Origin of the sequence: Enterobacter cloacae complex sp. SYL003 (assembly GCF_049236925.1) — a bacterium.
Taxonomy (GTDB): domain Bacteria; phylum Pseudomonadota; class Gammaproteobacteria; order Enterobacterales; family Enterobacteriaceae; genus Enterobacter; species Enterobacter intestinihominis.
On sequence record NZ_JBMKJK010000011.1, the window covers coordinates 138,157 to 160,421 of the forward strand.

Consider the following 22,265-nt stretch of genomic DNA (forward strand, 5'->3'; position numbering starts at 1 on the left):
AAAAAGCCCGATGCACGTGCACCGGGCTAATCCAAATGTTCGGTGAAAATTGCCTCAACGTTCTGAACAATATTCACGTGAATTATGGATGAAAAAATCTTAAAGGCATATAACGCCATGGAGAATACCTTCTTTACCACTTAATTAATAATTTTTATTTTGTATCGATTATAACGATTAATTCACGGCATCAATTGTTATTTCAAACGCATCATTTGCTTTAGATTTTACTCAACCCGTAACAATTATATTTTATTCATCAACCCTCTGTGTGATTTAGCATGGGACAGCTTTCCATCCCGGAAAGTTCACTAAGCAATAAAAAAATAACTGCAAAGGAATAATCAAAATGCAAAGAAAAGTACTGGCACTGATGATCCCCGCTTTGTTAATGGCTGGAGCCGCTCACGCAGCTGAAATTTATAATAAAGACGGCAATAAACTGGATCTGTATGGCAAAGTAGATGGTCTGCATTATTTCTCTGACGATGCGTCAAAAGATGGCGACCAAACCTATATGCGCCTGGGTTTCAAAGGTGAAACCCAAATCAACGACATGATGACCGGTTACGCGCAGTGGGAATACAACATTCAGGCAAACAACACCGAAGGCTCTGACAATCAGTCCTGGACGCGTCTGGCCTTCGCGGGTGTGAAGGTGGGCGACTACGGATCCTTCGATTACGGCCGTAACTATGGCGTCCTGTACGACGTAGAAGGCTGGACCGATATGCTGCCAGAATTTGGTGGCGACTCTTATACTTATGCCGATAACTTTATGACCGGTCGTGCAAACGGCGTGGCGACCTACCGTAACACCGACTTCTTTGGTCTGGTGCAGGGTCTGAACTTCGCGGTGCAGTATCAGGGTAATAATGAAGGTAATAACTGCGATGAGAATTTCTGCTCTACCAATGAAGGGACCAACAACGGTCGTGATACACGTCATGAAAATGGTGACGGTTACGGTATCTCCGCAACCTATGATTTCGGCATGGGCTTCAGCGCAGGCGCGGCATATGCTTCATCTGACCGTACTAACGATCAGGTAAATTACACTACTGCGGGAGGTGATACTGCGGATGCATGGACCGCAGGCCTCAAATACGATGCCAACAACATTTACCTGGCTGCAATGTATTCCGAAACCCGTAATATGACGCCGTACGGCGACAATGCAGATGCGGTTGCAAATAAAACCCAGAACTTTGAAGTGACCGCACAATATCAGTTCGATTTCGGTCTGCGCCCGGCTGTTTCCTATTTACAGTCCAAAGGTAAAGATCTGGGCAATGGTCAGGACGATAAAGACCTGGTGAAATACGCTGACGTCGGTGCTACCTACTATTTCAACAAAAACATGTCCACCTATGTTGATTATAAAATCAACCTGCTGGATGAAGATGATTCATTCTACAAAAACAATGGCATCGGTATGGATGACATCGTAGCGTTAGGTCTGGTTTACCAGTTCTAATCCCGTTAGCCCGCAGCGATCTGCGGGCTAATTTTATCTCTGTTTCGCCTGTTCTTTGCGAAAAGAGAGATAGCCAATTACCCCGCTGTCGCCATCCATAGGGTGATTTACTCCATCCATTACCGCCACTTCCGGGAAGTCGAATGGCGTAACATTCTCCAGACAGGCGACATTCACACCATATTCATTGGGATTGGAACGTCGTTGATGGAACGTATAAATACCGCAAACCGAGCAGAAGAAATGGCGCGCAGTGCCGGTGTTGAAACGGTACTCTGTGAGCGTGTCCGCGCCCTGCGTCACCTTAATACCCGTCAACGGCGCGGAAACCACTACTGCCCCGCGCATCCTGCAAAACGAGCAGCTACATCGCCGTGCGGTATTCAGGCCGTCCGTCAGCTCAACAGTAAATTTCACCGCCCCACAATGACACTGTGCATGACGAATTTCAGCCATCGCTTATACCCCTTTTCTCACTAACTCAGCCGCTTTCAAAAAGACCTCATCTTCGACACCATCCCCCTTCTGCCTGCCGAGCCTCACCAGCTCATCGACAATACTTTCACGGTTGATGATCTTCTGCGCTGAAACCAGCCCGATAACGGCGGCACCAATCGCCAGCCCAACTAATCCTGTCTGTTCGTCTTTATTTTTCATAGAAGCGCTCCCTTGTCCCCCTCAAAAGCGTAGCAGGAGAACTGTAAAACGTGCTGGAACGCGGGGATGAGATCGGTGCTTTATCTCACCTTCTCGTCCGGCAAAACAGGGGGTTCTGAGCGGGTATCGGAATATCGTGAATAGCGTTGCGCATAGCGAGGCCGTAATGGGTTTTAAAACCGCCTTCGTAAAGGCGGCTGGTCATTACTCTGGATCTTTATCGCCTGATTCAGGCGCTGAGCCAGGATCATCTTTCGGTTTTCTTCCATCCTTTTCCGGGTTATCCGGGCTGGGATTATAATCAGGATGGTAACCATTAACGGGTCGGTCAGTCATTTTCACCTCCGTTTTTACTGCGTAAGCTGTAAGTGTAGACAACCCGTTAGTCTTAACCAAACTTCTTTGAGGGGCTCATTTGTAAATCGTGCTGGCATTCGGCGCTGCAATCCGTACCATACACGACACACTTTCGCATGCTGGTTTTTACCGGTAGCCGCAAACCCGTCTTTTATCGCTAACCAGATGGGGCACATAAATGCGCAGATGGTGTATGAAATCTATGCTACATGGATAGAAGAGATGAACACGAAGCTGACGCTTTGAAATCGTTTTCTCACCCTGTGCCCCATTTGAGATCTGAGTAACGAATAGATGCAACAAAATCAAGAGATTAACAAGAAAGAACAGTACAACCTGAATAAACTGCAAAAGCGACTGCGCCGTAACGTTGGCGAAGCCATTGCAGACTTCAACATGATTGAAGAAGGCGATCGCATCATGGTCTGCCTGTCGGGCGGTAAAGACAGCTACACCATGCTGGAGATCCTGCGCAATCTACAGCAAAGCGCACCGGTGAACTTTTCCCTGGTCGCGGTTAACCTCGATCAGAAACAGCCAGGATTCCCGGAGCATATCCTGCCGGAGTACCTTGAGAACCTGGGCGTTGAGTACAAAATCGTAGAAGAGAATACCTACGGCATTGTAAAAGAGAAGATCCCTGAGGGCAAAACGACCTGCTCGCTTTGCTCACGTTTGCGTCGCGGCATTCTGTACCGCACCGCAACCGAACTGGGCGCCACCAAGATTGCGCTGGGTCATCACCGGGACGACATTCTGCAAACGCTGTTTTTGAATATGTTTTACGGCGGCAAAATGAAGGGAATGCCACCGAAGCTGATGAGTGACGACGGCAAACACATCGTGATCCGCCCACTCGCCTACTGTCGCGAGAAAGACATTGAGCGTTTCTCTCAGGCCAAAGCCTTCCCTATCATTCCGTGCAATCTGTGCGGCTCACAGCCGAACCTGCAACGTCAGGTCATTGGCGACATGCTGCGTGACTGGGATAAACGCTATCCGGGCCGCATCGAAACCATGTTCAGCGCCATGCAGAACGTGGTGCCTTCGCACCTCGCCGATGTTGAACTGTTCGATTTCAAAGGGATTAACCACGGTTCAGAGGTAGTGAATGGCGGGGATCTGGCGTTTGACCGCGAAGAGATCCCGATGCAGCCTGCTGGCTGGCAGCCAGAGGAAGAGGATGCGCAATTCGATGAACTGCGCCTGAACGTGGTGGAAGTGAAATAACCTGACTGCGTCTCAGACAGTGCTTCTGAGACGCTTTTTTCCCTTACTTCAGCAGCCGAACACGGCAGGTTTTCCCTTTAATCTTCCCGCCCTGCAACTGTTTCCAGGCCTTATGCGCAACCGACTGGCGAACTGCTACGTAGACATGTGCAGGATGGACCGTGATCTTGCCAATATCTGCCCCGTCGAGACCGATATCCCCTGTTAACGCCCCCAGAACGTCACCGGGACGCATTTTGGCTTTTTTTCCGCCGTCGATGCACAGGGTGGCCATTTCCGCCGCCAGCGGAGCGATGCTGATATTACCGGGGGCATTCACCCAGTTGAGTTTCAGTTGCAGCATTTCCGCAAGAATATTAGCGCGCTGCGCCTCTTCAGGCGCGCAGAAGCTGATGGCGAGACCGCTGTTACCCGCACGCGCGGTACGCCCGATGCGGTGGACATGCACTTCCGGATCCCATGCCAGTTCGAAATTCACCACCAGTTCAAGCGATTTAATATCCAGGCCACGAGCCGCCACATCCGTTGCAACCAGCACGCGAGTGCTGCCGTTTGCGAAACGAACCAGCGTTTGATCGCGCTCGCGCTGCTCCAGATCGCCATGCAGCGATAATGCGCTCTGTCCGGCATCGTTCAGGGCATCGCACACCGCCTGACAATCTTTTTTGGTATTACAGAACACCACGCAGGACGCTGGCTGGTGTTGGCTAAGCAATTTTTGCAGCAGTGGAATTTTGCCCTGCTGCGACGTCTCGAAGAACTGCTGCTCAATCGCTGGCAATGCATCGACAGTATCGATTTCAATGGTCAGCGGGTTCTTCTGCACGCGCCCGCTGATCGCCGCAATCGCCTCTGGCCAGGTGGCAGAAAAAAGCAGCGTCTGACGCGTGGCTGGCGCAAAGCGGATCACTTCGTCAATCGCATCGCTGAAGCCCATATCCAGCATGCGGTCAGCTTCATCCATCACCAGCGTTTGCAGTGCATCGAGTGAAACGGTGCCTTTTTGCAGGTGATCGAGCAGACGGCCCGGCGTTGCCACAATGATATGCGGCGCGTGCTGAAGGGAATCGCGCTGCGCACCGAACGGTTGTCCGCCGCAGAGCGTTAAAATTTTAGTGTTAGGCAAAAAACGCGCCAGACGACGCAGCTCACCCGCGACCTGGTCGGCCAGCTCGCGCGTCGGGCAGAGTATCAGGGACTGGGTCTGAAACAGGGTTGCATCAATATGCTGCAACAGGCCGAGTCCAAATGCAGCCGTTTTTCCACTACCGGTTTTCGCCTGCACGCGCACGTCCCGGCCTTCAAGGATAGCTGGCAGCGCGGCGGCCTGGACAGGGGTCATAGTGAGGTAACCCAACTCATTCAGGTTTGTCAGTTGGGCTTCAGGCAGAACGTTCAGCGTGGAAAAAGCGGTCACAATATACTCTCATGGTAATGATTGCAGTCAGATGGCGCGTATCCTCGCAGATCTCCGCTAACGATGCGACAATTTAATCGGTTCTTCGTCCGGTGGCGGATCCGGCATCGGCTGCGGACGCGGGATGGGATCGGGAATTGGGGTCGGATCGGTGGGCACCGGATCGGACTGCCATGTGTTCAGGCGTTGCAAGGCAAGTAGCATACTCATCTTTCCCTCCAGATTAGGGTGCTTACCCCTAAAGGGTAGACGCAGATAAACAGGAGGCAAAAAAAAGCCGACTATTAAGTCGGCGTCGTACGAATCAATTGTGCTATGCAGTAATTCAAAAAAAGGAAGTAAGACAATATGGAGCGCAACGCCCATCGCTTGACGTTGCATTCACCTGCGGGAGTAATATTGCACCTAACATGGTCTAAGTTTATTGACTTCGCTCAATTAAAATGTCGTTTTGAAGCAGTCGCTGCATTAGAAAATGCGTAAATTTACAGCCATTTACTACGATGCAACCACCATGCAACACCCCCAATCAAAACCACTAACATGATGCAAAACGTGGTGAAGCCATAGTGATATTCACCGCCGGGGATCCCCCCAAGATTGACGCCAAACAACCCGGTTAAGAACGTACTCGGTAAAAAGACCATCGCCATCAGCGACATGGTATAGGTTCTCCTGGCTAATGACTCCTGCATTACCTGTGCTATCTCATCCGCCATGACCGCCGTTCTGGCGATACACGAATCAATTTCGTCCAGACCACGTCCCAGCCGGTCAGCAATATCCTGCATTCTGCGACGCTGATCGTCATTCATCCAGCTCATGCGTTCGCTGGCCAGTCTCGCATAGACGTCGCGCTGCGGGGTCATATAGCGGCGCATAACAATAAGCTGTTTTCGCAACAACGCCAGAAAACCACGTGGGGGAATTTGCTGATCGAGCAGGTTGTCTTCCAGATCGATGATTTTATCGTGGAGTTCTTCAATAAACTCGCTGGCATGATCGGTCAGCGCATCACATACATCCACCAGCCAGCTTCCGCAATCCGTAGGCCCCGTGCCCTCTTTCAGATCGTTAATGACGTCATCCAGCGCCAGCACTTTTCGCTGACGGGTGGAAACAATCAATCGTTCATTCATGTAGACACGCATTGCCACCAGCTGATCCGGACGCTCATCCGTACTGCCGTTTATGCAACGCAGTGTTATTAACGTCCCCTCACCCATCCGGCTGACGCGAGGTCTGAGACTTTCACCCGCCAGCGCATCCCGAACGTTGTTGGGCAATAGCGGCGTGGACGCGAGCCACTCGGCGCTGTCCGGGTGCGTGTAGTTGAGGTGCAGCCAGCATGGGTGTTCGTTGTCGATGTGATCCTGATCTTCAAGCGGCCTTGCGCCCCCGCGCCCATCAAGTACCCATGCAAAAACCGCGTCAGGTACGTTAACTTCAGACCCTTTAATGCTCTCCACAGCGCCTCCACCGATTTATCTCTTTCGGTGTCAGTCTAGCTTTCGTCGAGGGTTAAGCAATAATTATGTGAGGCATCATCCTGAATATGCTCAGGAATTCACCACCCATTCGCGGCTTATTAACGCATTATCAGCCTGGTACTCGTTCTTCAGACGGAAATTACGTGTTCGTGTCTGAAGTTCAATCACCTGATTGCGCAACACATCTGACGAACCGTTCAGTTCTTCAACCATCGACACATTGCTCTGTGTTACGCGTTCCAGCTCTGACAATGCCAGCGTGATTTGTGAAATCCCTTTTTCTTGTTCCGATGTTGAGGCGGAAATTTCATCCATCAGTCGGCTCACGTTGCCCGAGCCGGTAACGATGTCGTGCATGTTTTTTTCAGCTTCAGAGACTACGTTAACGCCCTGCGTCACGTTATGGCTGGTGACTTCAATCAATGACTTAATATTTTTTGCCGCTTCGGCGCTACGATGCGCCAGGCTTCTGACCTCACCAGCGACCACTGAAAATCCTTTTCCATGGTCGCCCGCTCTTGCCGCTTCAACGGCGGCGTTAAGCGCCAGAATATTGGTCTGAAAAGCGATACCGTCAATCAGCGAGATAATCTCTGTCATTTGCTGGGCGCAGTCGGTAATTGATTGCATATTGTTCGCGACCTGCCCCATTAACTCTCCGCCTTTACGCGCCTGCAACGTCGCGATATTCGCCTGTTCGCTGGCTAAACGGGTATTGTCGGCATTATTTTTTGTACTTGCAGCCATCTCTTCCATGCTGGCTGCCGTTTGCACCAGCGAAGCTGACTGCTGTTCTGTTTTAACGGAAAGCTGCGCGCTGCGTGAAGAAAGCTGATCTGACAGGGTCATCGCGGTTTGCGAGGAGGCGCGGATCTCACGGACCAGCGTTGCAATGTTGCTGGAGAGACTATTAATGCCCGGGATCAGTCGTCCCGCACAGTTGTTGCCGAATTCAGGGATCGACACGCCGAGATTGCCTGACGTCACCTCTTCAATACTTTTTTTCACAGTATTGATCGGCGTCACAAGATATTTTGTCATATACGCCCAGAGTAAAATTAAGGCGATACATTGTACGATAATGACTGCAATAAAAAGCGAAAAACTCCCTGAAAATAGCGCTATAACTCCATCACTTACCAAAAACACACATAAAAGGAAATAGACAATGAAGGTTCTGACACTAATATTTCTTAGCATAGTTTTTCCTACGACTTTATATTTTTGTGGGCTCTAAGGTTTATAGCATTGCCACAGTATTTTGTCCTCACGTTCGTCGTTGGTTTGTTGTTTTGCAGTTTGATTTGAGCAGTTTCGCTTAAGGCAGATAAAAAGCATGATATACGGTAAATATCCAGCTTGTAGTTTGGTTACCGCCCCCCCTTAAATATTAGCGCTTACCTATTTAAGAAGGAGTACCGTAGGGCAACATTGTTTAGTCATGCTTAATAAGTTAACGTAGTTAATATATATCAACTACGTTACCGTGACCTCCCACCAGGCTGGCTTACGTTCAGGCCAGACAGTCGACTGACTGGAAAAAATAGTCCTCCGTCATGAGAACATTCTCTTTCACACTTTGATGTCCGCGACGAATATACCAGCCTGTTTCAGGCGCCATGCTTAAATGGTATATCCTCTCCCCCGATATACTGCCGGGGGCATTAATGCACATTGTCATACACCCCTTCTCTGATCCCCTGATGATCTGTTCTGGCATAATGCTGACGCTGCGATCTCCATTTCGCAGAATGACAGTCGTGATGGCATAACGACATATACTGCTACTGAGGCTGTAGCCGACCGTACTCAAATCGGTGATATGCTTTTGGGATAACAGGACTTCAATACCAGAACCCTCAAACCAAACAATAATTTGCTGTGCAAGATCATCCATCCGCTGACAAAAAACCCTGACTTCGGCTTCAGCCGAATTAATATGAATCGATTTATTTACGTTATTCTGCTGCACTTTCTTAAAAAAACGCTCTCTTACTGACATGTTAACTCCGTGTTTTTCGCCAGTCTTATTGTTCTTTTTTGTGCTTCAGCAGGGCGTAGCTAACAATCAACTGCTGAAGATGTTGTTCGACCTTGTTTTGCTGCGCTGCTGACCGGGGTTGCCCGGCAGGTAAAGTGGAAAGCAGACGAAGCTGCTCCTCAAGCGGTAGGGTTTGGCTAAATGACTGCGACATGGCAAACACGTCTGATTTCAGTTCACTCACCGTTATGTACTTCCCTTTCTGTTCATCCAGTGCGTTCAGCTTGTTCGTCAACTGCTGCAACTGCGCCATACCCTGATGCCAGCCATTCAGGTCTAAATCTGCTAGCGCAGCTATACTCATCTGTTTCTGCCAATGCTGCGCCAGGGGTTTGGCCTCTTCCGGCCACAGCGTCAGCGCCTGCTGCACCAGACGGTCGCCGAAGCTCACTGCCCAGTCTGGTTTCAACTGTAAAAGCTGCGCTAACAGCTGTTGTGTCCTGCCAAGCCCCGGTTCCGGTGATGGTGACGTTTGTTGCAGCACCTCTAATTGCCCTGTAGATAGCCCTTGAGGTAGAGGAGCCAGAGCCGCGGCTAGCTGCGCTTGTGCCGAATCTGGCGCATGCAACATCTGCCATCCTCCTGCGACGACACTGGCTGCCACCAGCATGGTCAACATACCAGCAGCAAATGGCTTCCAGGGTTTCATCGACACCGGAGGTTCTTTAACCACCCCAACGTTCAGCACCGGCTCGGGCTCAACCACATAAACCCATTTACTACGCTCAGTCGGTTCGACGAGGTGAATTTCCGTAGCACCCAATGCGTCACCGTGCAGACTCATGTCCGTATTTTCGCTGTTTTCCAGACGCACTGCTGCGTTCTGCATCATCGTGCGCAGAGCATCAAGCTGAGTAGCATGCTTGAGTTCCATACGCTGCAAGACGTCCCCCAAAGCGCTCAGATGCTCTTCAGACTGATACAGCTGCCCTAAGTCAGCGTACGTCAGCGATAGCGTTCGTACTACCTGTTGCAGGCGCTTGCTGAGTGCACTGAGGATTTCGATTCGCGCATGGACAGGCTGTGGCCAGAGGTTTCCCCACTGGCGGGCTACCAGTGCAGCAAGTACCGCAAGCCCCTCATTCATACCGTACAATCCGGCCAGATGCGTACGGGCGAGCGTATACCATGCAGCCGTTTGTAGCTCCACACCGTTATGCCCGAACAGTGACAGACAGAGCGTTTCCGCGTGTTGCCAGTTCACATCCGGGCGTGCCGGATGGGTGAGCTTGTTCATTTCTTCGCGCAAGGCAGCATAATCCGCAAGCGTGCGCGGATCCCCGCCGGTTTTAAGTTGGCGTTCAGAATTTATTGTCATAACTGTTTTAACCTGAGTAATAACTAGATGGCGGCTCGTGCATCGAGGTATTGCTGTTGTTTCAGATGACGGATTAATACCCTGCCCTCGGGCATAAATTCCGTGCCGTAGCGCACCAGCCCCACCCCCTTCAGCTCCGCGTCAATGGCGTAGCGAAGCTCACCGGCCTGAATCTGTTCCTGCATCACCACGTTAATTCGATTCAGGCGCGGCTCATATTTCAGCAACACGGCCGACAGTGTGGTGATCAGCTGATGGGCGGTTCCGGGCATCCCCTGGAGGATTTTTGTCATATCCGGCAGGCCGTAGTCTGGCAGGTGAGCCAGCGTACCAGCGCGGCAGTTGAGGATGCGCTGCATGTTATCGAGTACTGATAAAATCACCTGATTCTGTTCGCTGACCTGGTTGAGGTTCAGGCCACCTGAGAAATTGCCGCTCAGCATTTCATACAGCGATGGCGTATTATGTCCCTTTGGCATCAGTCATCCTTCAATGGCTGTAACGTCAGGTGGTTATTCCCGGCCTCCAGAATGCGCGGCTTATCCGGATCGAGATCTTCACGTTTTAGAACCTGCTTCCAGGTATTGTTGTCCAGGTCCGGGTGACGAAACAGGCCGACTACCGCGACAAACTGCGTTTCTTCTTCCATTGGCATATCAAGATTTGTATCACCACCCGGTTTTACGACCACATCTCGGGTCGCCAGCAGGTCGGCTTTCAGGATGGTTTCGCCATCTTTCAGGAGTTGCTGGTAAACCGTTTTATCGAAGATTTTACGGTCTTTCAGTTGATAGACGCGGACTACCACCGGCTCGGAGAGTGAGTTATTTTCGCGGGAATCGGTGTTTAACGCTTCACGCGCCGTGAAATCCAGGTGCAGCATCTTAATTTTTTTGTAGAACACGGAGTTAAATGCCGATTTGGTGCCATCAGTGATGCCCTGCGTCACCCCGCACCCCGTCAGGCTGAATGCCAGCAGAGCAGGCAGCAAGCTCGCGTGTTTAATTGAACTTGTACGTAACACGTCGGTTTCCTTGTTGTGATATTGCCGGCTTCAGGCCGGTGTAATAGCCCAGTTCCGTCGTAAAGGTCGGTGGGATATCGTCTGTAAACTCCCCCTCATCAGCCCCCAGCACGCCGTTCATCCCGAGCCAGAAAGGGCCTTCACCAAGCGGCGGAACGGCAAGAAGTCGGGTCCGGGTGGTCAGGGTGAGTTTTGCCTTAAAACGCCAACCGAGCCAGACACGAAGCATCACCATAAAGTCCTGATACAGCAGACCGTCCGGCTTCCAGCCCTGTGCCTCCTGTTCATTATCCGTCCTAAGCGCAACCAGCAGTTGGCTACCCGCATCCATCGCTTCGTCACCCAGTGGTGTGTTGCCGTCCAACAGAAAATCGTCATCACCGTAAAAGCCCAGTGGCTGACCAATTTCCACCGGCCGCAGGCAGTACGGGCTAACCTTAACGGTGGTTTCCGGGGCCAGCAAAGTCACCAGCGCCTGCATCCCCTCCTGAGTTTTGCCCGGTTGCTGTAGGACACCCAGCAAAGCCAGAAAACGGGATACCGGTGTGGCAATGTGGTCTGCTGTGCCGGGAATACCCAGCCCCACCAGGCCCAGCAGTGACTGCGAGATGCTGTCCGTACCACCGGGTTCAAAGGTGGCAGGATAAGAGTATTTACGCCAGATACGGTAAAACTGCGTCAGAATGCGATGACTGAAGATATCCAGAAAACCCTGTAGTGCATCATGCCCTTCCCGACGCTGAGCGATGTCATCGAGATACGCCGTCGGCAAGGGTGAGTCGACACCGTACATTCCCATAAAGGTCGTGCGGATGAGTGGTGGCCGGCTGTCATCCTCCTCATCATATTCCACGGCTTTCATCTCACTGGCCGGAAATCCCATCCCCGGATGTGGGGCAAAGCGTACCGGATCATCCCCCGGGTGACTGGTCGAGCCCATCAGCGGCCTGCCCGGGTTACGCTTCTCCAATAACTGGCATAAACGGTAAAAGTTCATACGATGCAGGTCGGCTTCCAACCGTGGGCTCAGCCGGGAATACGGCGATTGTGCTTCTCTTCCCATTCCAGGCGCTCTCCGGTAGGTTGCAGGATGATAATCAGTCGGTTAAACAGATAAATGTCGGTGTAGAGCGCAAAGAAACGACTCAGCATCTCGCCAAACAGGCAGATGTCACCGCGCCCGGCAAAGCCATGGCTGTCCAGGGTCACCTCAATCTGCACGCCGCGCACCAGATAGCCCTGCTCAAAGCGTTCGGTTTCACTGTGCTTCACGTCAATGATGGCTTCCAGGCGGCGACGGTTCATCTCACTGTCGGTCCATTCATACAGCGCCAGGGTACCGCGCAGCACGTCGGCATTATCCATCATCGACAGAAATCCGCTGCCAAGGTGACTCAGCACGCGCCAGTGGAAACGGTCCTGCGCCGGTGGGTAACAAGGTAGCGTCGGCGCGCACAGGTTGCGCACGGCAATGCTGACCGAAGTGGTTTTCATCACCGTATCAAGCACGGTGCTTTGCAGCGCACGTCGTGGCAGTTGACCGTTTGTGCCGGTGAGCGTCAGCGACAGGCTTTCGTCTTCCGGGACGGTATGATTATCAAATGCTTCGCCGCCAAGAATGAGCCAGGTGTTATGCAGGCCGGACGGACCGCGGCGCACGCGGGTGTGGTAGTAATATTCCGGTGCTTCATGACGCATCATTCCTCCCTTATGACGGAAGCTCGAAAACGGCACGTAGGTGTGCTGGCTCGATGACATCACCGAATCCACGGTATATATCTCGGTATGGCCATCCTGCACGCGCATCGGGCGCAGCATGTATTCGGTTTGCAGAGAATTGAGCGTCAGCGGATCGGATTCCAGCGGGAACAGGTTAATGACCGGCACGCAATTCAGGCGCAGGTGCTTTTCGGTAAAGCTGAAGTCATGCTCCCAGCGCTCCGCCAGCACCACGTCGATTTCAAACCACGGGATCTCAGCCGGAAAGACCACGCTCTCCAGCCCGCGCAGCCCCGTAAACATGAATTTCTCGCGAAAGGTGAAGTACTCCAGCAGCAACTGGTAACCGCTGAAACTGCTGTCCCCCTTCGGCCACAGCCTGTCATCATCACCAAACCCCAGTGCGGTGAAATACCCGTCCATCGGCCTTCTGTCCGTGTCACCCGGCATGCGTAGCCACAGGCACGCAGTATTCATGGTAAAGGCTTCATGCATGGCGCAGGCCAGCGGCGCGTCAGCGTTGAAATAGAACGGGATCTGGCTGAGATCGACACGGCTCCAGTCAGCAAGATGGCTACAACTGAAGCGCAGGCTGATGACAGAGCGCCCGTCAGGATCAGTCGACAGGCGGGCATGCTCCAACGCCAGTGGCTGAAGGGTTATCTCTTTAGTTGTGGTGTAGCGACAACGCGTGCCTTTTTCACCGATCGGCCGCGAATTGACCTCGAAACCTCTGGCGATACGCATCGGTTCTTTCATCTCACGCCAGACAGGAGTGAACTCCACCACCGACATCGAGGGAATGGTGCGCAGGTAATGCGGCCACAACAGGCTGACCAGCCCTTCGGTCAGTTCCGGCAGATCGTCGTCAAGCTTCTCGCGCAGGCGGCCCATCAGGAAGGCAAAGCCCTCGAACAGGCGCTCCACGTACGGGTCGCGCGTGCCCGCCTTATCGAGATTGAGCATTGCAGCCTGCTCAGGGTGAGCGCGGGCAAATTCTTCGCCGGCTTCCAGCAGGTAGCGCATTTCAGCGTCGTAATAACGCAGGGTTAAATCATCCATAAGAACCTGAATAAATGTGTTTTAAAGATATGTCAGTCGCTTTACCCGCAAAGCACCGCACAGCCTGCCGGGTCAAGCGCAATCAGGCCCGCCAGAAGCTGGTCCATCTCTGGCTGAAGCCGTGACTTATCGGTTTCGCTGCGGGCGGCTTTCATGCGCAGCAGCCTGAGGCGGCGCGATTTCACTTCAAACAACAGCGCTGGCGTCCACTGAGTGAGGGTGATGGCCTGTGCTGCACCGTCAAGCTCACCCAGCAGATGCAGCGCCAGTTCATTCTTACCCTTCTGCTCCGCCACACGTGCCATCAGCAGACGCACCAACCATTTGTCTTTTGTGGTGTCGGTGCCCGGGCGCGTTTGCAGCCAGTGGAGTGTGGCATCCAGACCATCCGTGTCCGCTTTCTCCAGCGCTTCCGGCTCGAGGGCCAGAATATCGTTGTCCGTCTCACTGACAGCAGTGACCGGCTCATCCCGCCAGCCGGACATCTCGTCCAGCACGTTCTGGTGTATCCAGTTCAGCGTGACCTCATCAGCAAAGGGTGTGCCGTCATTGAAGGCCAGCGTTTCAAGTCCGGGAAGGCGCCGCAGCAGCCCTTTCAGGTCAGCGATAATGATATCGGCCAGCACATCCTGGCCTGATTTAATCAGGGCCTGATGGATGTACCACTGCAAATCCAGCCAGAGATGATTGGCGCCACGCGAGAAAGTACTGTCCGCTTGTTCCAATATCTCCAGCCAGCTCTGTTGCAAATACAGCCGTTTGAGCATTGCCCGCTGGTCAGCCCGCGGCGGTTCGATGCGCGTTTTCCCTTCGGCATCCGGTGCCGGGATCGCTCTCAGCGTGTCGTGACGCAGACTTTTCATCAGTCGGTGTGCGGCAAGCCAGCCATCGGGTTGCTCACGTAGATATCCCGTCAGGGTTCGGGCCTGAGCCAGCAAATCCTGACCTGACGTGATGTGGCTCAGCACTGGCGCGTCCTGCTCTGCCGCGTGAGATGCCCACTGCGCGCGTGTTTTACTGCTGGCGTTCTGGGGTATTACCGCATCCACGCCACCGGCTTTCATCAGGCGGGAACCCAGCGCGCTGTACAGGGCATTCAGATCTGGACGTGACGCTTCAGGCTCAGTTTCAAGACTGTCTCGGATGAGAAGCAACGCTCCGGTCGTACGCTGGGCATCGTCGCGTACCACTTCTGGCCAGAGTAACAGGCTGTCAAGCAGACGAGAGCCTGCGAGCCACTCCAGCGCCGGTTTACGGCTTCGCTCACGCTGAGGATGGAGCTGTGTTCCATATTGGGTTAGTAATCCCGCCAGTAGCTCAAGCCCTTCAGCAAACCCGGTTTCACCGTCCTGGTGCAAGCGCGCCCAACAATAGTAAGTAGCAACCCGGACATCTTTGGCCACAGTGTTCAACACCTTTTCAGCCAGTTGGCAAATCAGCCCGGTATCAATACTGGAAAGTTTATTGACCTCCTCCCGGATACGCTGGAAATCATCGTCATAACCCGGGTCTTCTCCTGTAGGACTGTTCTCACTGATCGGGGTAAGCCAGCGCTGCCAGCTTTCGGAATGTGACTGCGCCTGCTGTCGCAGCAGGGTTTCATCTGCCTGGCAGGCAACAACCAGATTCTGCAAAGCGTCCATTATTCGACTCCGTCCATGTCACTGTTTTCTGTATTGGTCATCAGCGCCTGCGCCATAGCCGCGCTATCTACGCTAAATATTTGATCTGGCAGCGTGAAGCCCCGCAGTGCCAGTAACGCCAGCGGCCCACTGCCCAGTTGTGAACGCAGTACCCACTGTAGGGTACGACCATCCGGCGCGGTAAAACTCATCATCCACTGACTGCGGTCAAGCTGCTCTCGTTTACTCTCATCCAGCCAGCGAATAAAGCCCCAGGTTCCGCTGTAATCACCAAACAGACGTGCACCCGCATTGACGGTGGTCCATGTCAGCATGGTTCCGGGCTTGTAGGTGTCACCAGGCCAGCGGAAGCTCTGCCAGTCTGCCATCTGGTTGAAGTAGTGCAGCTTTTGTCCATCAATAGTCAGTTGCGTTTCTACCACCTGCGGTACCGGACGCGCCTGTAGTTCAAAGCTGATGCCCTGACTGCCGTCGGTAAATAAGATATCCGACAGCTGGCTGAGCTGATTAATCGCCCGCAGGAAGGCTGGGTTAAAGTTCAGTCCCTGGCTGTTGACTTTATCCGTTACCCACTGGCTGCCCTCCTTGTGCAGCACACCGCCGAGTTCCGTGGTCAGGAAGCGCTCAATGCGTCCGCTGTCCTTACGCACAAACTCAGCCAGCATTGGCAGAGAGGAATCACTCATGCTGACAGCAAATGGGAAACGTCCGTCAAATGCCGTATGCCAGTTCGCCACCACGGAACGACTCCATTTATCATTCAGGCTCGCTGCCGATGGCTGAAGCACAGTTTCCCAGGCCTGGGTCAGCGGCTGCACAAACATGGTGCTGCCAAAACCACTCCACTCTTCGCCCAGGCTTGCAGCAATCAGGCTGCCGTACTGCTGGGTGTCGGTCAGGTCCACGCTTTTGCCCTGGAATACGGTCTGCGCCAGGCTCTGCATCATTTCCTGAGGGTCAGAGGCGCTGGCGACCTGTTGCAGACGCAGACGCACACGGGTGATACGGGTAAGATACGTTTGCAGGCTCAGTGAATTGTCAGCCGACATAACGTTGCTGCCGTTGTTTTTACCCATAAGTGTTAGCAACGGTCCAAAGGTTTCATCCAGTGGGCCCTGCGGGCCTGAGGCTGACTGGTCAATTACCGGTTTGTCCTTCCCGCCTACCAGGTCTTTAGCCGATTTGATGATGGAGTCCGACAGGCCTTCACTCTTCTGGCCGGCCTGCCCCTGCCAGGCGAGGGTGTTCATCAGGGCAATCAGCGGTGACTGGCGAACATCACTCATCAGCGTCAGCTGGTCAGTGACGTCTGCAATATTGTTTGCCGGATTAAGTTGCAGGCTGTTGAGGAAGCTCAGCCAGCTACCGGCAAAGTCGGTGAAGTAGCGTTCCGTCAGACGTGCTTTCAGTGCTTCCGGCGACAGGTCTGAGGAAACGGTTTTCCGGCTGTCGCTCAGTACCCAGTCGATTTCATCGCGGCGGGAGTTTGCCGCTTTCTCAATGGCCTGCTGAATCCCTCCCTCCCAGGCCTGACGGGTGAACATGCCCGGCACCACCTCATCGGTGGTAAACAGGCGACGGGCATCGGTACCGCCAGTCATGTCCTCCAGAGACACATCGGCAAAGTTACGACGTACGGATTTGAGCATGTTCTCGTACAGCGTACTTTCCGCGTTGCGCCGTCCTATCTGCTGCAACAACACCTGGCGGCTCTGGCTGACCAGTTGCGCATCCGGCGTGATTTTCCACTGTGGCTGCGCTGGCAGTTCGGTGATGTAGAAGGCCCACAAATCCGGTGACAGGCTTTGCCACAGGCCAGCTGAGATACCTAAACGCGTCGGCTGCACGGTTTTCATGGTTTGCGCGTAGAATGCACCATCAGCTTTATCCGGACGGGACATCATTAGCCAGGCTTTCAGCTGGTCATAACCCGGTTTCGCCATCTGTGTCCGCTGGTCGCTGTTGGGTGCCGAATTGACCAGCGCAATGAGCTTCTGCTTAAGCGCTTCATTTGCCGGATCACGTATCAGACGGTTGTTCGCCACCCCGTACCAGGGCAGCATTGCGTCAAGCAATTGCTGATCATGGTTAAGACCAAAGCGCTGATACCATGGCGCGCCGTCCTGAATATGGTGCAGCAGGCGACCGGCATCATTACGCAAAGCATGCAGGGCCGTCAGCTGGTAATCCGATACAGAAGGGTGCTCAACCAGAGCATGAGCCTGCTGTGCAACAGAAACTATTTGTGACCGGTTGACCGCAAACGACAGCAGCATCCCTCCCCCCCAGACACTGATGATGGCCATCAGTGCCCAGGCCAGCGCTCGTTCCCACGGCATACCGACACGACGGCCACGTACGCGGGTACAGTCGTCAACAATACCCTGCCAGGTTGCTGGCAGAGTCAGGGCATGACGCTGTGATCCATAATTCTCAGCATCGGCTGTTCCCGCTGACATTCCGGCAGGTTTCTTCTCCGACAGGCTGAACATCAGACCACGCAGCGGGACGCGCTGCTGAGAAACAAAGAACCATGGCTGCAACTGCTGAGCCCAGCGGGCAATAGCACCGTCGTTCAGGTGCTGGCTCAGGCGCAGCAGGAAGTCGTGGCTGCTGTTTTCCGCGACCTGACTCATCCCCTGCGCCCGCAGGGCCAGCAGCATCAGTTCCAGCTGGCGGATCACATCATCTTCTTTTGCGCGTGGTGGAAAGCTTGCGCCTACCGCCTGCTCAGGACGCGTACCCTGCGACCAGTGACTGCTGCACAGTTGCCACAGCCAGACCGGAGCGGAATAACGCAGCAGTTCGCTGATTTTTTCCAGGCCGCGTAAATCGTTGTCACTGATTTGTGGGGTCAGATTAAGTGACTCAGGCAGTACACGGACAATCCCGTCCAGCGGACGCCCGCGGCGCAGTTTACGCAGCGCGATGTATTTTTCGCGGTCAGGCTCCGATGCCAGGCTGCCACCGTAAATCAGCACTGTGCGGTTGCCTTCAAGCCACTGCTGCTGTTGCAGGCCAGGTACCAGTTGCTCAATCGCGGCTTCATCGCCGGTGATCAACAGCAGGCGGATCTTGTTTTGCCACAAGAAGCTATAGCGTCGGCGTAAATGAGCTTTTACAGGATCCTTTTTACTGGACTTTTTATAGTTATTAAGAACATTAGCTGTGACGGACTTCCCTCCCGCGATATGCTGAAAGCGATACTCTTTTTGATGGAACCACACACCGAAGTTCATCAACATCAGGAACACAGAAATTAAAAACATGCATAAGAACCAAAGGCTCACTTTTTCTTTTGAGGATACCCATCCAAAGATATCCCCATAGTAGTAACATCCTATAAAAGTCAGCACACCAAAGATAATGAGACAGGATACAAGGCCAATCACTCTCCATTTTGCCGAGGTGTTCAATTTAATGCTCCTTGCTATTATCAAATGGCTTAATGACATTTAAAAGGTATTCATCACCAACGCCAGTGACCATTAAAACCGGCTCATTATTTTTTTCTGATATGAAAAGTGCCAGAGTAAACACCAACCAAAAATGGTGCTCATTTAAATTACCCAGCATCAAATTTAAATGCATTATCTCACACTCCCATTCAACATTCATAGATAAAGATGAGAGTCTTAATATCCCCGAAACTTCTGAAGCTTCCTCTGCACTCATATTGCTAAAAAGTACTCTTGTCGTTTTAAGAATATCTGACTGGTAAGTCATCATGTGGATGACCTCTTGTTTGGTGAGATTTTTGTTGCATACCATTGGTCGCAAAGCCACACCATTATTGTCTTTTTCAGGTGGTTGCCCTTGATGAGTCACCAGCAATATTGAAGCGAACTCTGTTGAGTCAGGGGGGTATTTTACAAAAGTTTCAATGTTTGCAGATATTATTATTGACACCCGATTTTTTGAGATGTTGGATAATGTATCAAATCCCTGTCCTAATGCTTTACTCCAACAGTAATAATTACGCAAGCAATTTTCATCAAACCCGATCGCAGCCCAACACTCTTGAAATATTGAGAAAGTAATATAATTACTATCATAGGTAAATATAACATCAAATATACATGATTCACTCAACCGTAACAGCCTTGCTCTGACAGACGACAACAGTTCGTAAATCAATTGTTCTTCAGTATATAAATCATCGTTATGGCCCCGTAGTTTCAATCGCTGGTTATTATATATTTCAACCGAATGAGACATTGCTATATCGGTTTGCGATATTGCAGAAGGGAGAAATAGTTTATAAGCGGAAACATAAAACTTTTTACTTGCCCATTCAGTCCAGTCTTTCCTGACCAATGCTGCTTCGCGCTCTCTTGCTTCGAATGCCGACAAACACAAACCATGGTAATAGATTCTAACGGAAATTATGACAGAAAAAGCTAGGGGCACCGAAAAAAACAACAGGGTAAGCAATTTCAAAAGCTCTTCATCTTCAGCAGGCAAAATAATTTTAGCCCCAACCCAACTAACCACCACAATCAACAAAATACTTATGAAAGAAAAAAACCATTTACTCCATTTAATTCCAGGAATTTTATCGACTGGAGGGATTATTTGCACAGGCCAATTCATATCATTCTCCATCATTGTTAACAGCACATTTTCTTTAAGAGAAAAAACTTCTTAACATGCCATACTGTCAATTATGGATTTAATATCTGAGTATGACTGAAGGTCTTTACTGCGATTACTAAATAAGACCTTCTTAAATACCTCATCCTGATAAAATAGCCGCTGCGCGCTCAACACATCAAGCCCAAAATCAATAACATCCTTATCGGATGTTGAGAAAGTTGAATAATAATAATCCAGCGCAGGAAGCAATAACCCCATAACATCACGCTCACTAAATTTATGCGGCATTCTCATTTTCCGATATGCTCGCAAAATATAATTAACAACTAAAATTCGGCCCATTTCTAATGCATTTTGCTCTGTTAATCCAAGTGAGTAGTTTAATTTTTTTTTGCATTTACCATCACCATTCACCACCTGAGCTATTCCGCCTCCATCAATATAAGACCATGTATTAATATTGCTTAATAGCTGTTGTTTTTGCCATTTATCTAGCGCATACATTAACAAACCAAATACTGATGGGTCGTAATAGCGAAGTAATATATTACCAACTGATTGAATCGACTGTACGGCGGACAAAGCGACCTGTTCAGCAAGCTGCTCCCCAGTTAAATCCGTCGAAATCCACGCACAGACGCTGCGCCCTTCCCCGGACTCAAGTTTTTCTATTTTCAACTCATTCAATGAATGGTAAATACTATTCTTAAACAATTGACCATCTCTCTCGCTGGAGGCACTAAGAGGGAAAAGGTAAAGTGGTAAAGCCCCCTGAAGTTCTTCCTGGCGGAATGTAACAGGATAAGATTTATATTCTCTAAGAATACCGGGCAAAAAAAGTTCTGAATGATACTGTTCTAAAGATGCATCTATCAGCAGAAAACATTTCCCATTTTTCCCAAAAGCAGCATTGGTAATTTCTTCATGTATATCGTTAAAAAATTTATCATCCATAATCAACCCTGCCAGAATAATATTAGAAACACATTTCAATTAATTTGTATTTATGATTTTCATAAAACATCATTATCTTATTCATATTTAGCCGCTCCCCCTCTCAGTAGCGATAACAATTTTCTCCTGAATAGGTAAATTTCAAACTTGGGCATGCTGGCTTACCTTGTTTCCTGTCGGGGGTAACCAAAATAACACTGTCTTTTTCTGTCTAGTAGTAAAACCAGCCTTCATCTGAATAAATGAATTTCCCACTGGGACAGGCAGATTTACTTTTATCACCCGGCTCATACCACTTCCCATTATCTTTTAGTTGTTGCTCACTTTTTTTTGTAATTTTATTGAGATTGATTGTTGCAACTCTTCTCATCCCCAGCAACTGAAATATCTCCTCCGCCAGTTTGCAGCGTGTTGGAGCACAGGCTTTATAAGCAAAGAATGCAATTAATCCTGAAAGACCCACTCCCCCCAACAATGCTATAACATACAACCAAAAGTATGTGGTGATAAATGACTCAAGGCCCTTCCAGGTATCTTCAATCACTTCACTCAGAACTCCCGCAAAAAGCACCGAGAAGAAAAAAATCCCCGTGAGAATAAACATGTTTTTAATCCGCCACAGCATATGCGCAATATGCCCCATATCACATTTCGGACATACAGACACTATCCGCTCTTCCGGTAACGCAATGGCATAGACTTCATAATGATCATGCTGCCACTCAACAATCATGTCCACATTATCGCCAGTCTGAAGTCGGGTGATGCCCACCCAGCCGCGAAATGGTCTGCCATTAATATCTCCCTGCACATATTCCGCCGAATCATTTGATGATTCGCTCTCAGCCATAATGGCAGCCCCGACGCCAGGACTCCCTGCGACTATCGCGGCGGCGGCGGCAGCTCCGCGCTGGCCATCTGATATCTCCGGCAACGTGCTGGTCCGGTAGGCATCTGCATCAAAATACTCCCGAAAATAATCGCTACGGAAAGACTGCAGTTTCCCTGATATTTTCTCCAGAGGACCATAAGGCGGCAATACCGGCGGCGGCGGAAGCTCACGTGTCCACGGCCTGCCGTTCATCACCTCAATCTCTCGCTTTGTACGCAGGTCTGCTAATTTTTCTGGCTTAACAAAACGGGAACATATCTGATATTGCTCTTCTGAATTCATGAAATATCCTTTATCGCCCCTTCTAGGGCTTTATTCTGGTCTGCCACACTGCGGTTGAACGGTGCTGTTCCAGATACGCATTTCCTGCACCATATCTGAAGCTCGT

At 51.2% G+C, this 22,265-nt stretch carries 20 protein-coding genes and 1 pseudogene; 3 read left to right on the plus strand and 18 right to left on the minus strand.

Annotated features, from left to right (window positions below; genetic code table 11):
• Positions 1–349: 349 nt before the first annotated feature.
• Positions 350–1,477 (plus strand): porin OmpC, encoded by a 1,128-nt coding sequence (gene ompC, locus ACOT1A_RS15530; RefSeq protein WP_276170415.1) that lies wholly within the window; start codon positions 350–352, stop codon positions 1,475–1,477.
• Between the two features lie 33 nt (positions 1,478–1,510).
• On the opposite strand, the gene ACOT1A_RS15535 is transcribed toward ompC, so the two are convergent.
• The 3 genes from ACOT1A_RS15535 to ACOT1A_RS15545 all read right to left on the minus strand — a co-directional run bounded on the left by ACOT1A_RS15535 (position 1,511) and on the right by ACOT1A_RS15545 (position 2,470).
• Entirely contained in the window at positions 1,511–1,933 is a 423-nt protein-coding gene (locus tag ACOT1A_RS15535; protein ID WP_045308183.1) for a GFA family protein, read from the minus strand.
• A 3-nt stretch (positions 1,934–1,936) separates the two neighbouring features.
• Complete coding sequence (locus tag ACOT1A_RS15540) at positions 1,937–2,134, minus strand: hypothetical protein (RefSeq protein WP_022648260.1); 198 nt, start codon at positions 2,132–2,134, stop codon at positions 1,937–1,939.
• 204 nt (positions 2,135–2,338) lie between these two features.
• Positions 2,339–2,470, minus strand: a complete 132-nt coding sequence (locus tag ACOT1A_RS15545; RefSeq protein WP_265349206.1) for a hypothetical protein — start codon at positions 2,468–2,470, stop codon at positions 2,339–2,341.
• Positions 2,471–2,551: 81 nt separating this feature from the next.
• Between ACOT1A_RS15545 and ACOT1A_RS15550 the strand changes: the two are divergent.
• Positions 2,552–2,737: pseudogene (locus tag ACOT1A_RS15550) on the plus strand (site-specific integrase); the annotation flags it as partial.
• A 48-nt stretch (positions 2,738–2,785) separates the two neighbouring features.
• Positions 2,786–3,721 (plus strand): tRNA 2-thiocytidine(32) synthetase TtcA, encoded by a 936-nt coding sequence (ttcA, locus tag ACOT1A_RS15555; RefSeq protein WP_001186974.1) that lies wholly within the window; start codon positions 2,786–2,788, stop codon positions 3,719–3,721.
• A gap of 43 nt (positions 3,722–3,764) precedes the next feature.
• On the opposite strand, the gene dbpA is transcribed toward ttcA, so the two are convergent.
• From dbpA to ACOT1A_RS15630, 15 genes are all read right to left on the minus strand, one after another.
• The gene (dbpA, locus tag ACOT1A_RS15560) at positions 3,765–5,138 is read right to left on the minus strand and encodes an ATP-dependent RNA helicase DbpA (protein WP_126503951.1); all 1,374 of its coding nucleotides are present in this window, start codon (positions 5,136–5,138) and stop codon (positions 3,765–3,767) included.
• Positions 5,139–5,195: 57 nt separating this feature from the next.
• Positions 5,196–5,342, minus strand: a complete 147-nt coding sequence (locus ACOT1A_RS15565) for a hypothetical protein (RefSeq protein ID WP_369702450.1) — start codon at positions 5,340–5,342, stop codon at positions 5,196–5,198.
• 281 nt (positions 5,343–5,623) lie between these two features.
• A complete protein-coding gene (zntB, locus tag ACOT1A_RS15570; RefSeq protein ID WP_045308186.1) occupies positions 5,624–6,607 on the minus strand; it encodes a zinc transporter ZntB in 984 nt (327 codons plus the stop codon).
• 90 nt (positions 6,608–6,697) lie between these two features.
• Complete coding sequence (locus ACOT1A_RS15575) at positions 6,698–7,828, minus strand: methyl-accepting chemotaxis protein (protein WP_022648264.1); 1,131 nt, start codon at positions 7,826–7,828, stop codon at positions 6,698–6,700.
• Positions 7,829–8,141: 313 nt separating this feature from the next.
• Entirely contained in the window at positions 8,142–8,630 is a 489-nt protein-coding gene (locus ACOT1A_RS15580; RefSeq protein WP_276170416.1) for a hypothetical protein, read from the minus strand.
• Positions 8,631–8,655: 25 nt separating this feature from the next.
• Positions 8,656–9,987, minus strand: a complete 1,332-nt coding sequence (locus tag ACOT1A_RS15585; protein ID WP_276170417.1) for a VasL domain-containing protein — start codon at positions 9,985–9,987, stop codon at positions 8,656–8,658.
• A gap of 23 nt (positions 9,988–10,010) precedes the next feature.
• Complete coding sequence (gene tssE / locus ACOT1A_RS15590) at positions 10,011–10,466, minus strand: type VI secretion system baseplate subunit TssE (RefSeq protein WP_022648267.1); 456 nt, start codon at positions 10,464–10,466, stop codon at positions 10,011–10,013.
• Positions 10,466–11,011, minus strand: a complete 546-nt coding sequence (tssJ, locus tag ACOT1A_RS15595; protein ID WP_032624166.1) for a type VI secretion system lipoprotein TssJ — start codon at positions 11,009–11,011, stop codon at positions 10,466–10,468. Before tssJ ends, tssE begins: the two co-directional genes overlap by 1 nt.
• Positions 10,989–12,074, minus strand: coding sequence for a type VI secretion system baseplate subunit TssG (tssG, locus tag ACOT1A_RS15600; protein WP_038416135.1), 1,086 nt, complete (start codon positions 12,072–12,074; stop codon positions 10,989–10,991). The genes tssJ and tssG overlap by 23 nt, the downstream gene beginning before the upstream one ends.
• On the minus strand, positions 12,038–13,792 hold the full coding sequence (tssF, locus tag ACOT1A_RS15605; protein ID WP_058646472.1) for a type VI secretion system baseplate subunit TssF: 1,755 nt from the start codon (positions 13,790–13,792) through the stop codon (positions 12,038–12,040). Before tssF ends, tssG begins: the two co-directional genes overlap by 37 nt.
• A gap of 41 nt (positions 13,793–13,833) precedes the next feature.
• Positions 13,834–15,435, minus strand: a complete 1,602-nt coding sequence (gene tssA / locus ACOT1A_RS15610; RefSeq protein WP_063147262.1) for a type VI secretion system protein TssA — start codon at positions 15,433–15,435, stop codon at positions 13,834–13,836.
• On the minus strand, positions 15,435–18,890 hold the full coding sequence (locus tag ACOT1A_RS15615; RefSeq protein WP_311017562.1) for an ImcF-related family protein: 3,456 nt from the start codon (positions 18,888–18,890) through the stop codon (positions 15,435–15,437). The genes tssA and ACOT1A_RS15615 overlap by 1 nt, the downstream gene beginning before the upstream one ends.
• On the minus strand, positions 18,853–20,028 hold the full coding sequence (locus tag ACOT1A_RS15620; protein ID WP_276170418.1) for a hypothetical protein: 1,176 nt from the start codon (positions 20,026–20,028) through the stop codon (positions 18,853–18,855). Before ACOT1A_RS15620 ends, ACOT1A_RS15615 begins: the two co-directional genes overlap by 38 nt.
• Before the next feature lie 51 nt (positions 20,029–20,079).
• The gene (locus tag ACOT1A_RS15625; protein WP_063147259.1) at positions 20,080–20,985 is read right to left on the minus strand and encodes a DUF4123 domain-containing protein; all 906 of its coding nucleotides are present in this window, start codon (positions 20,983–20,985) and stop codon (positions 20,080–20,082) included.
• Positions 20,986–21,196: 211 nt separating this feature from the next.
• Entirely contained in the window at positions 21,197–22,159 is a 963-nt protein-coding gene (locus ACOT1A_RS15630) for a putative type VI secretion system effector (protein WP_276170419.1), read from the minus strand.
• Positions 22,160–22,265 lie beyond the last annotated feature (106 nt).

Bases quoted from the DNA above. Each gene is read 5' to 3' on its own strand.
- ACOT1A_RS15575 (WP_022648264.1), bottom strand. From the start codon at position 7,828: ATGCTAAGAAATATTAGTGTCAGAACCTTCATTGTCTATTTCCTTTTA.
- ACOT1A_RS15540 (WP_022648260.1), bottom strand. From the start codon at position 2,134: ATGAAAAATAAAGACGAACAGACAGGATTAGTTGGGCTGGCGATTGGT.
- tssG (WP_038416135.1), bottom strand. From the start codon at position 12,074: ATGGGAAGAGAAGCACAATCGCCGTATTCCCGGCTGAGCCCACGGTTG.
- ACOT1A_RS15630 (WP_276170419.1), bottom strand. From the start codon at position 22,159: ATGAATTCAGAAGAGCAATATCAGATATGTTCCCGTTTTGTTAAGCCA.
- ACOT1A_RS15620 (WP_276170418.1), bottom strand. From the start codon at position 20,028: ATGAATTGGCCTGTGCAAATAATCCCTCCAGTCGATAAAATTCCTGGA.
- ompC (WP_276170415.1), top strand. From the start codon at position 350: ATGCAAAGAAAAGTACTGGCACTGATGATCCCCGCTTTGTTAATGGCT.
- ACOT1A_RS15545 (WP_265349206.1), bottom strand. From the start codon at position 2,470: ATGACTGACCGACCCGTTAATGGTTACCATCCTGATTATAATCCCAGC.
- tssE (WP_022648267.1), bottom strand. From the start codon at position 10,466: ATGCCAAAGGGACATAATACGCCATCGCTGTATGAAATGCTGAGCGGC.
- ACOT1A_RS15615 (WP_311017562.1), bottom strand. From the start codon at position 18,890: ATGTCATTAAGCCATTTGATAATAGCAAGGAGCATTAAATTGAACACC.
- tssA (WP_063147262.1), bottom strand. From the start codon at position 15,435: ATGGACGCTTTGCAGAATCTGGTTGTTGCCTGCCAGGCAGATGAAACC.
- tssF (WP_058646472.1), bottom strand. From the start codon at position 13,792: ATGGATGATTTAACCCTGCGTTATTACGACGCTGAAATGCGCTACCTG.
- ACOT1A_RS15625 (WP_063147259.1), bottom strand. From the start codon at position 20,985: ATGGATGATAAATTTTTTAACGATATACATGAAGAAATTACCAATGCT.
- ACOT1A_RS15565 (WP_369702450.1), bottom strand. From the start codon at position 5,342: ATGCTACTTGCCTTGCAACGCCTGAACACATGGCAGTCCGATCCGGTG.
- ACOT1A_RS15580 (WP_276170416.1), bottom strand. From the start codon at position 8,630: ATGTCAGTAAGAGAGCGTTTTTTTAAGAAAGTGCAGCAGAATAACGTA.
- ACOT1A_RS15535 (WP_045308183.1), bottom strand. From the start codon at position 1,933: ATGGCTGAAATTCGTCATGCACAGTGTCATTGTGGGGCGGTGAAATTT.
- ACOT1A_RS15585 (WP_276170417.1), bottom strand. From the start codon at position 9,987: ATGACAATAAATTCTGAACGCCAACTTAAAACCGGCGGGGATCCGCGC.
- ttcA (WP_001186974.1), top strand. From the start codon at position 2,786: ATGCAACAAAATCAAGAGATTAACAAGAAAGAACAGTACAACCTGAAT.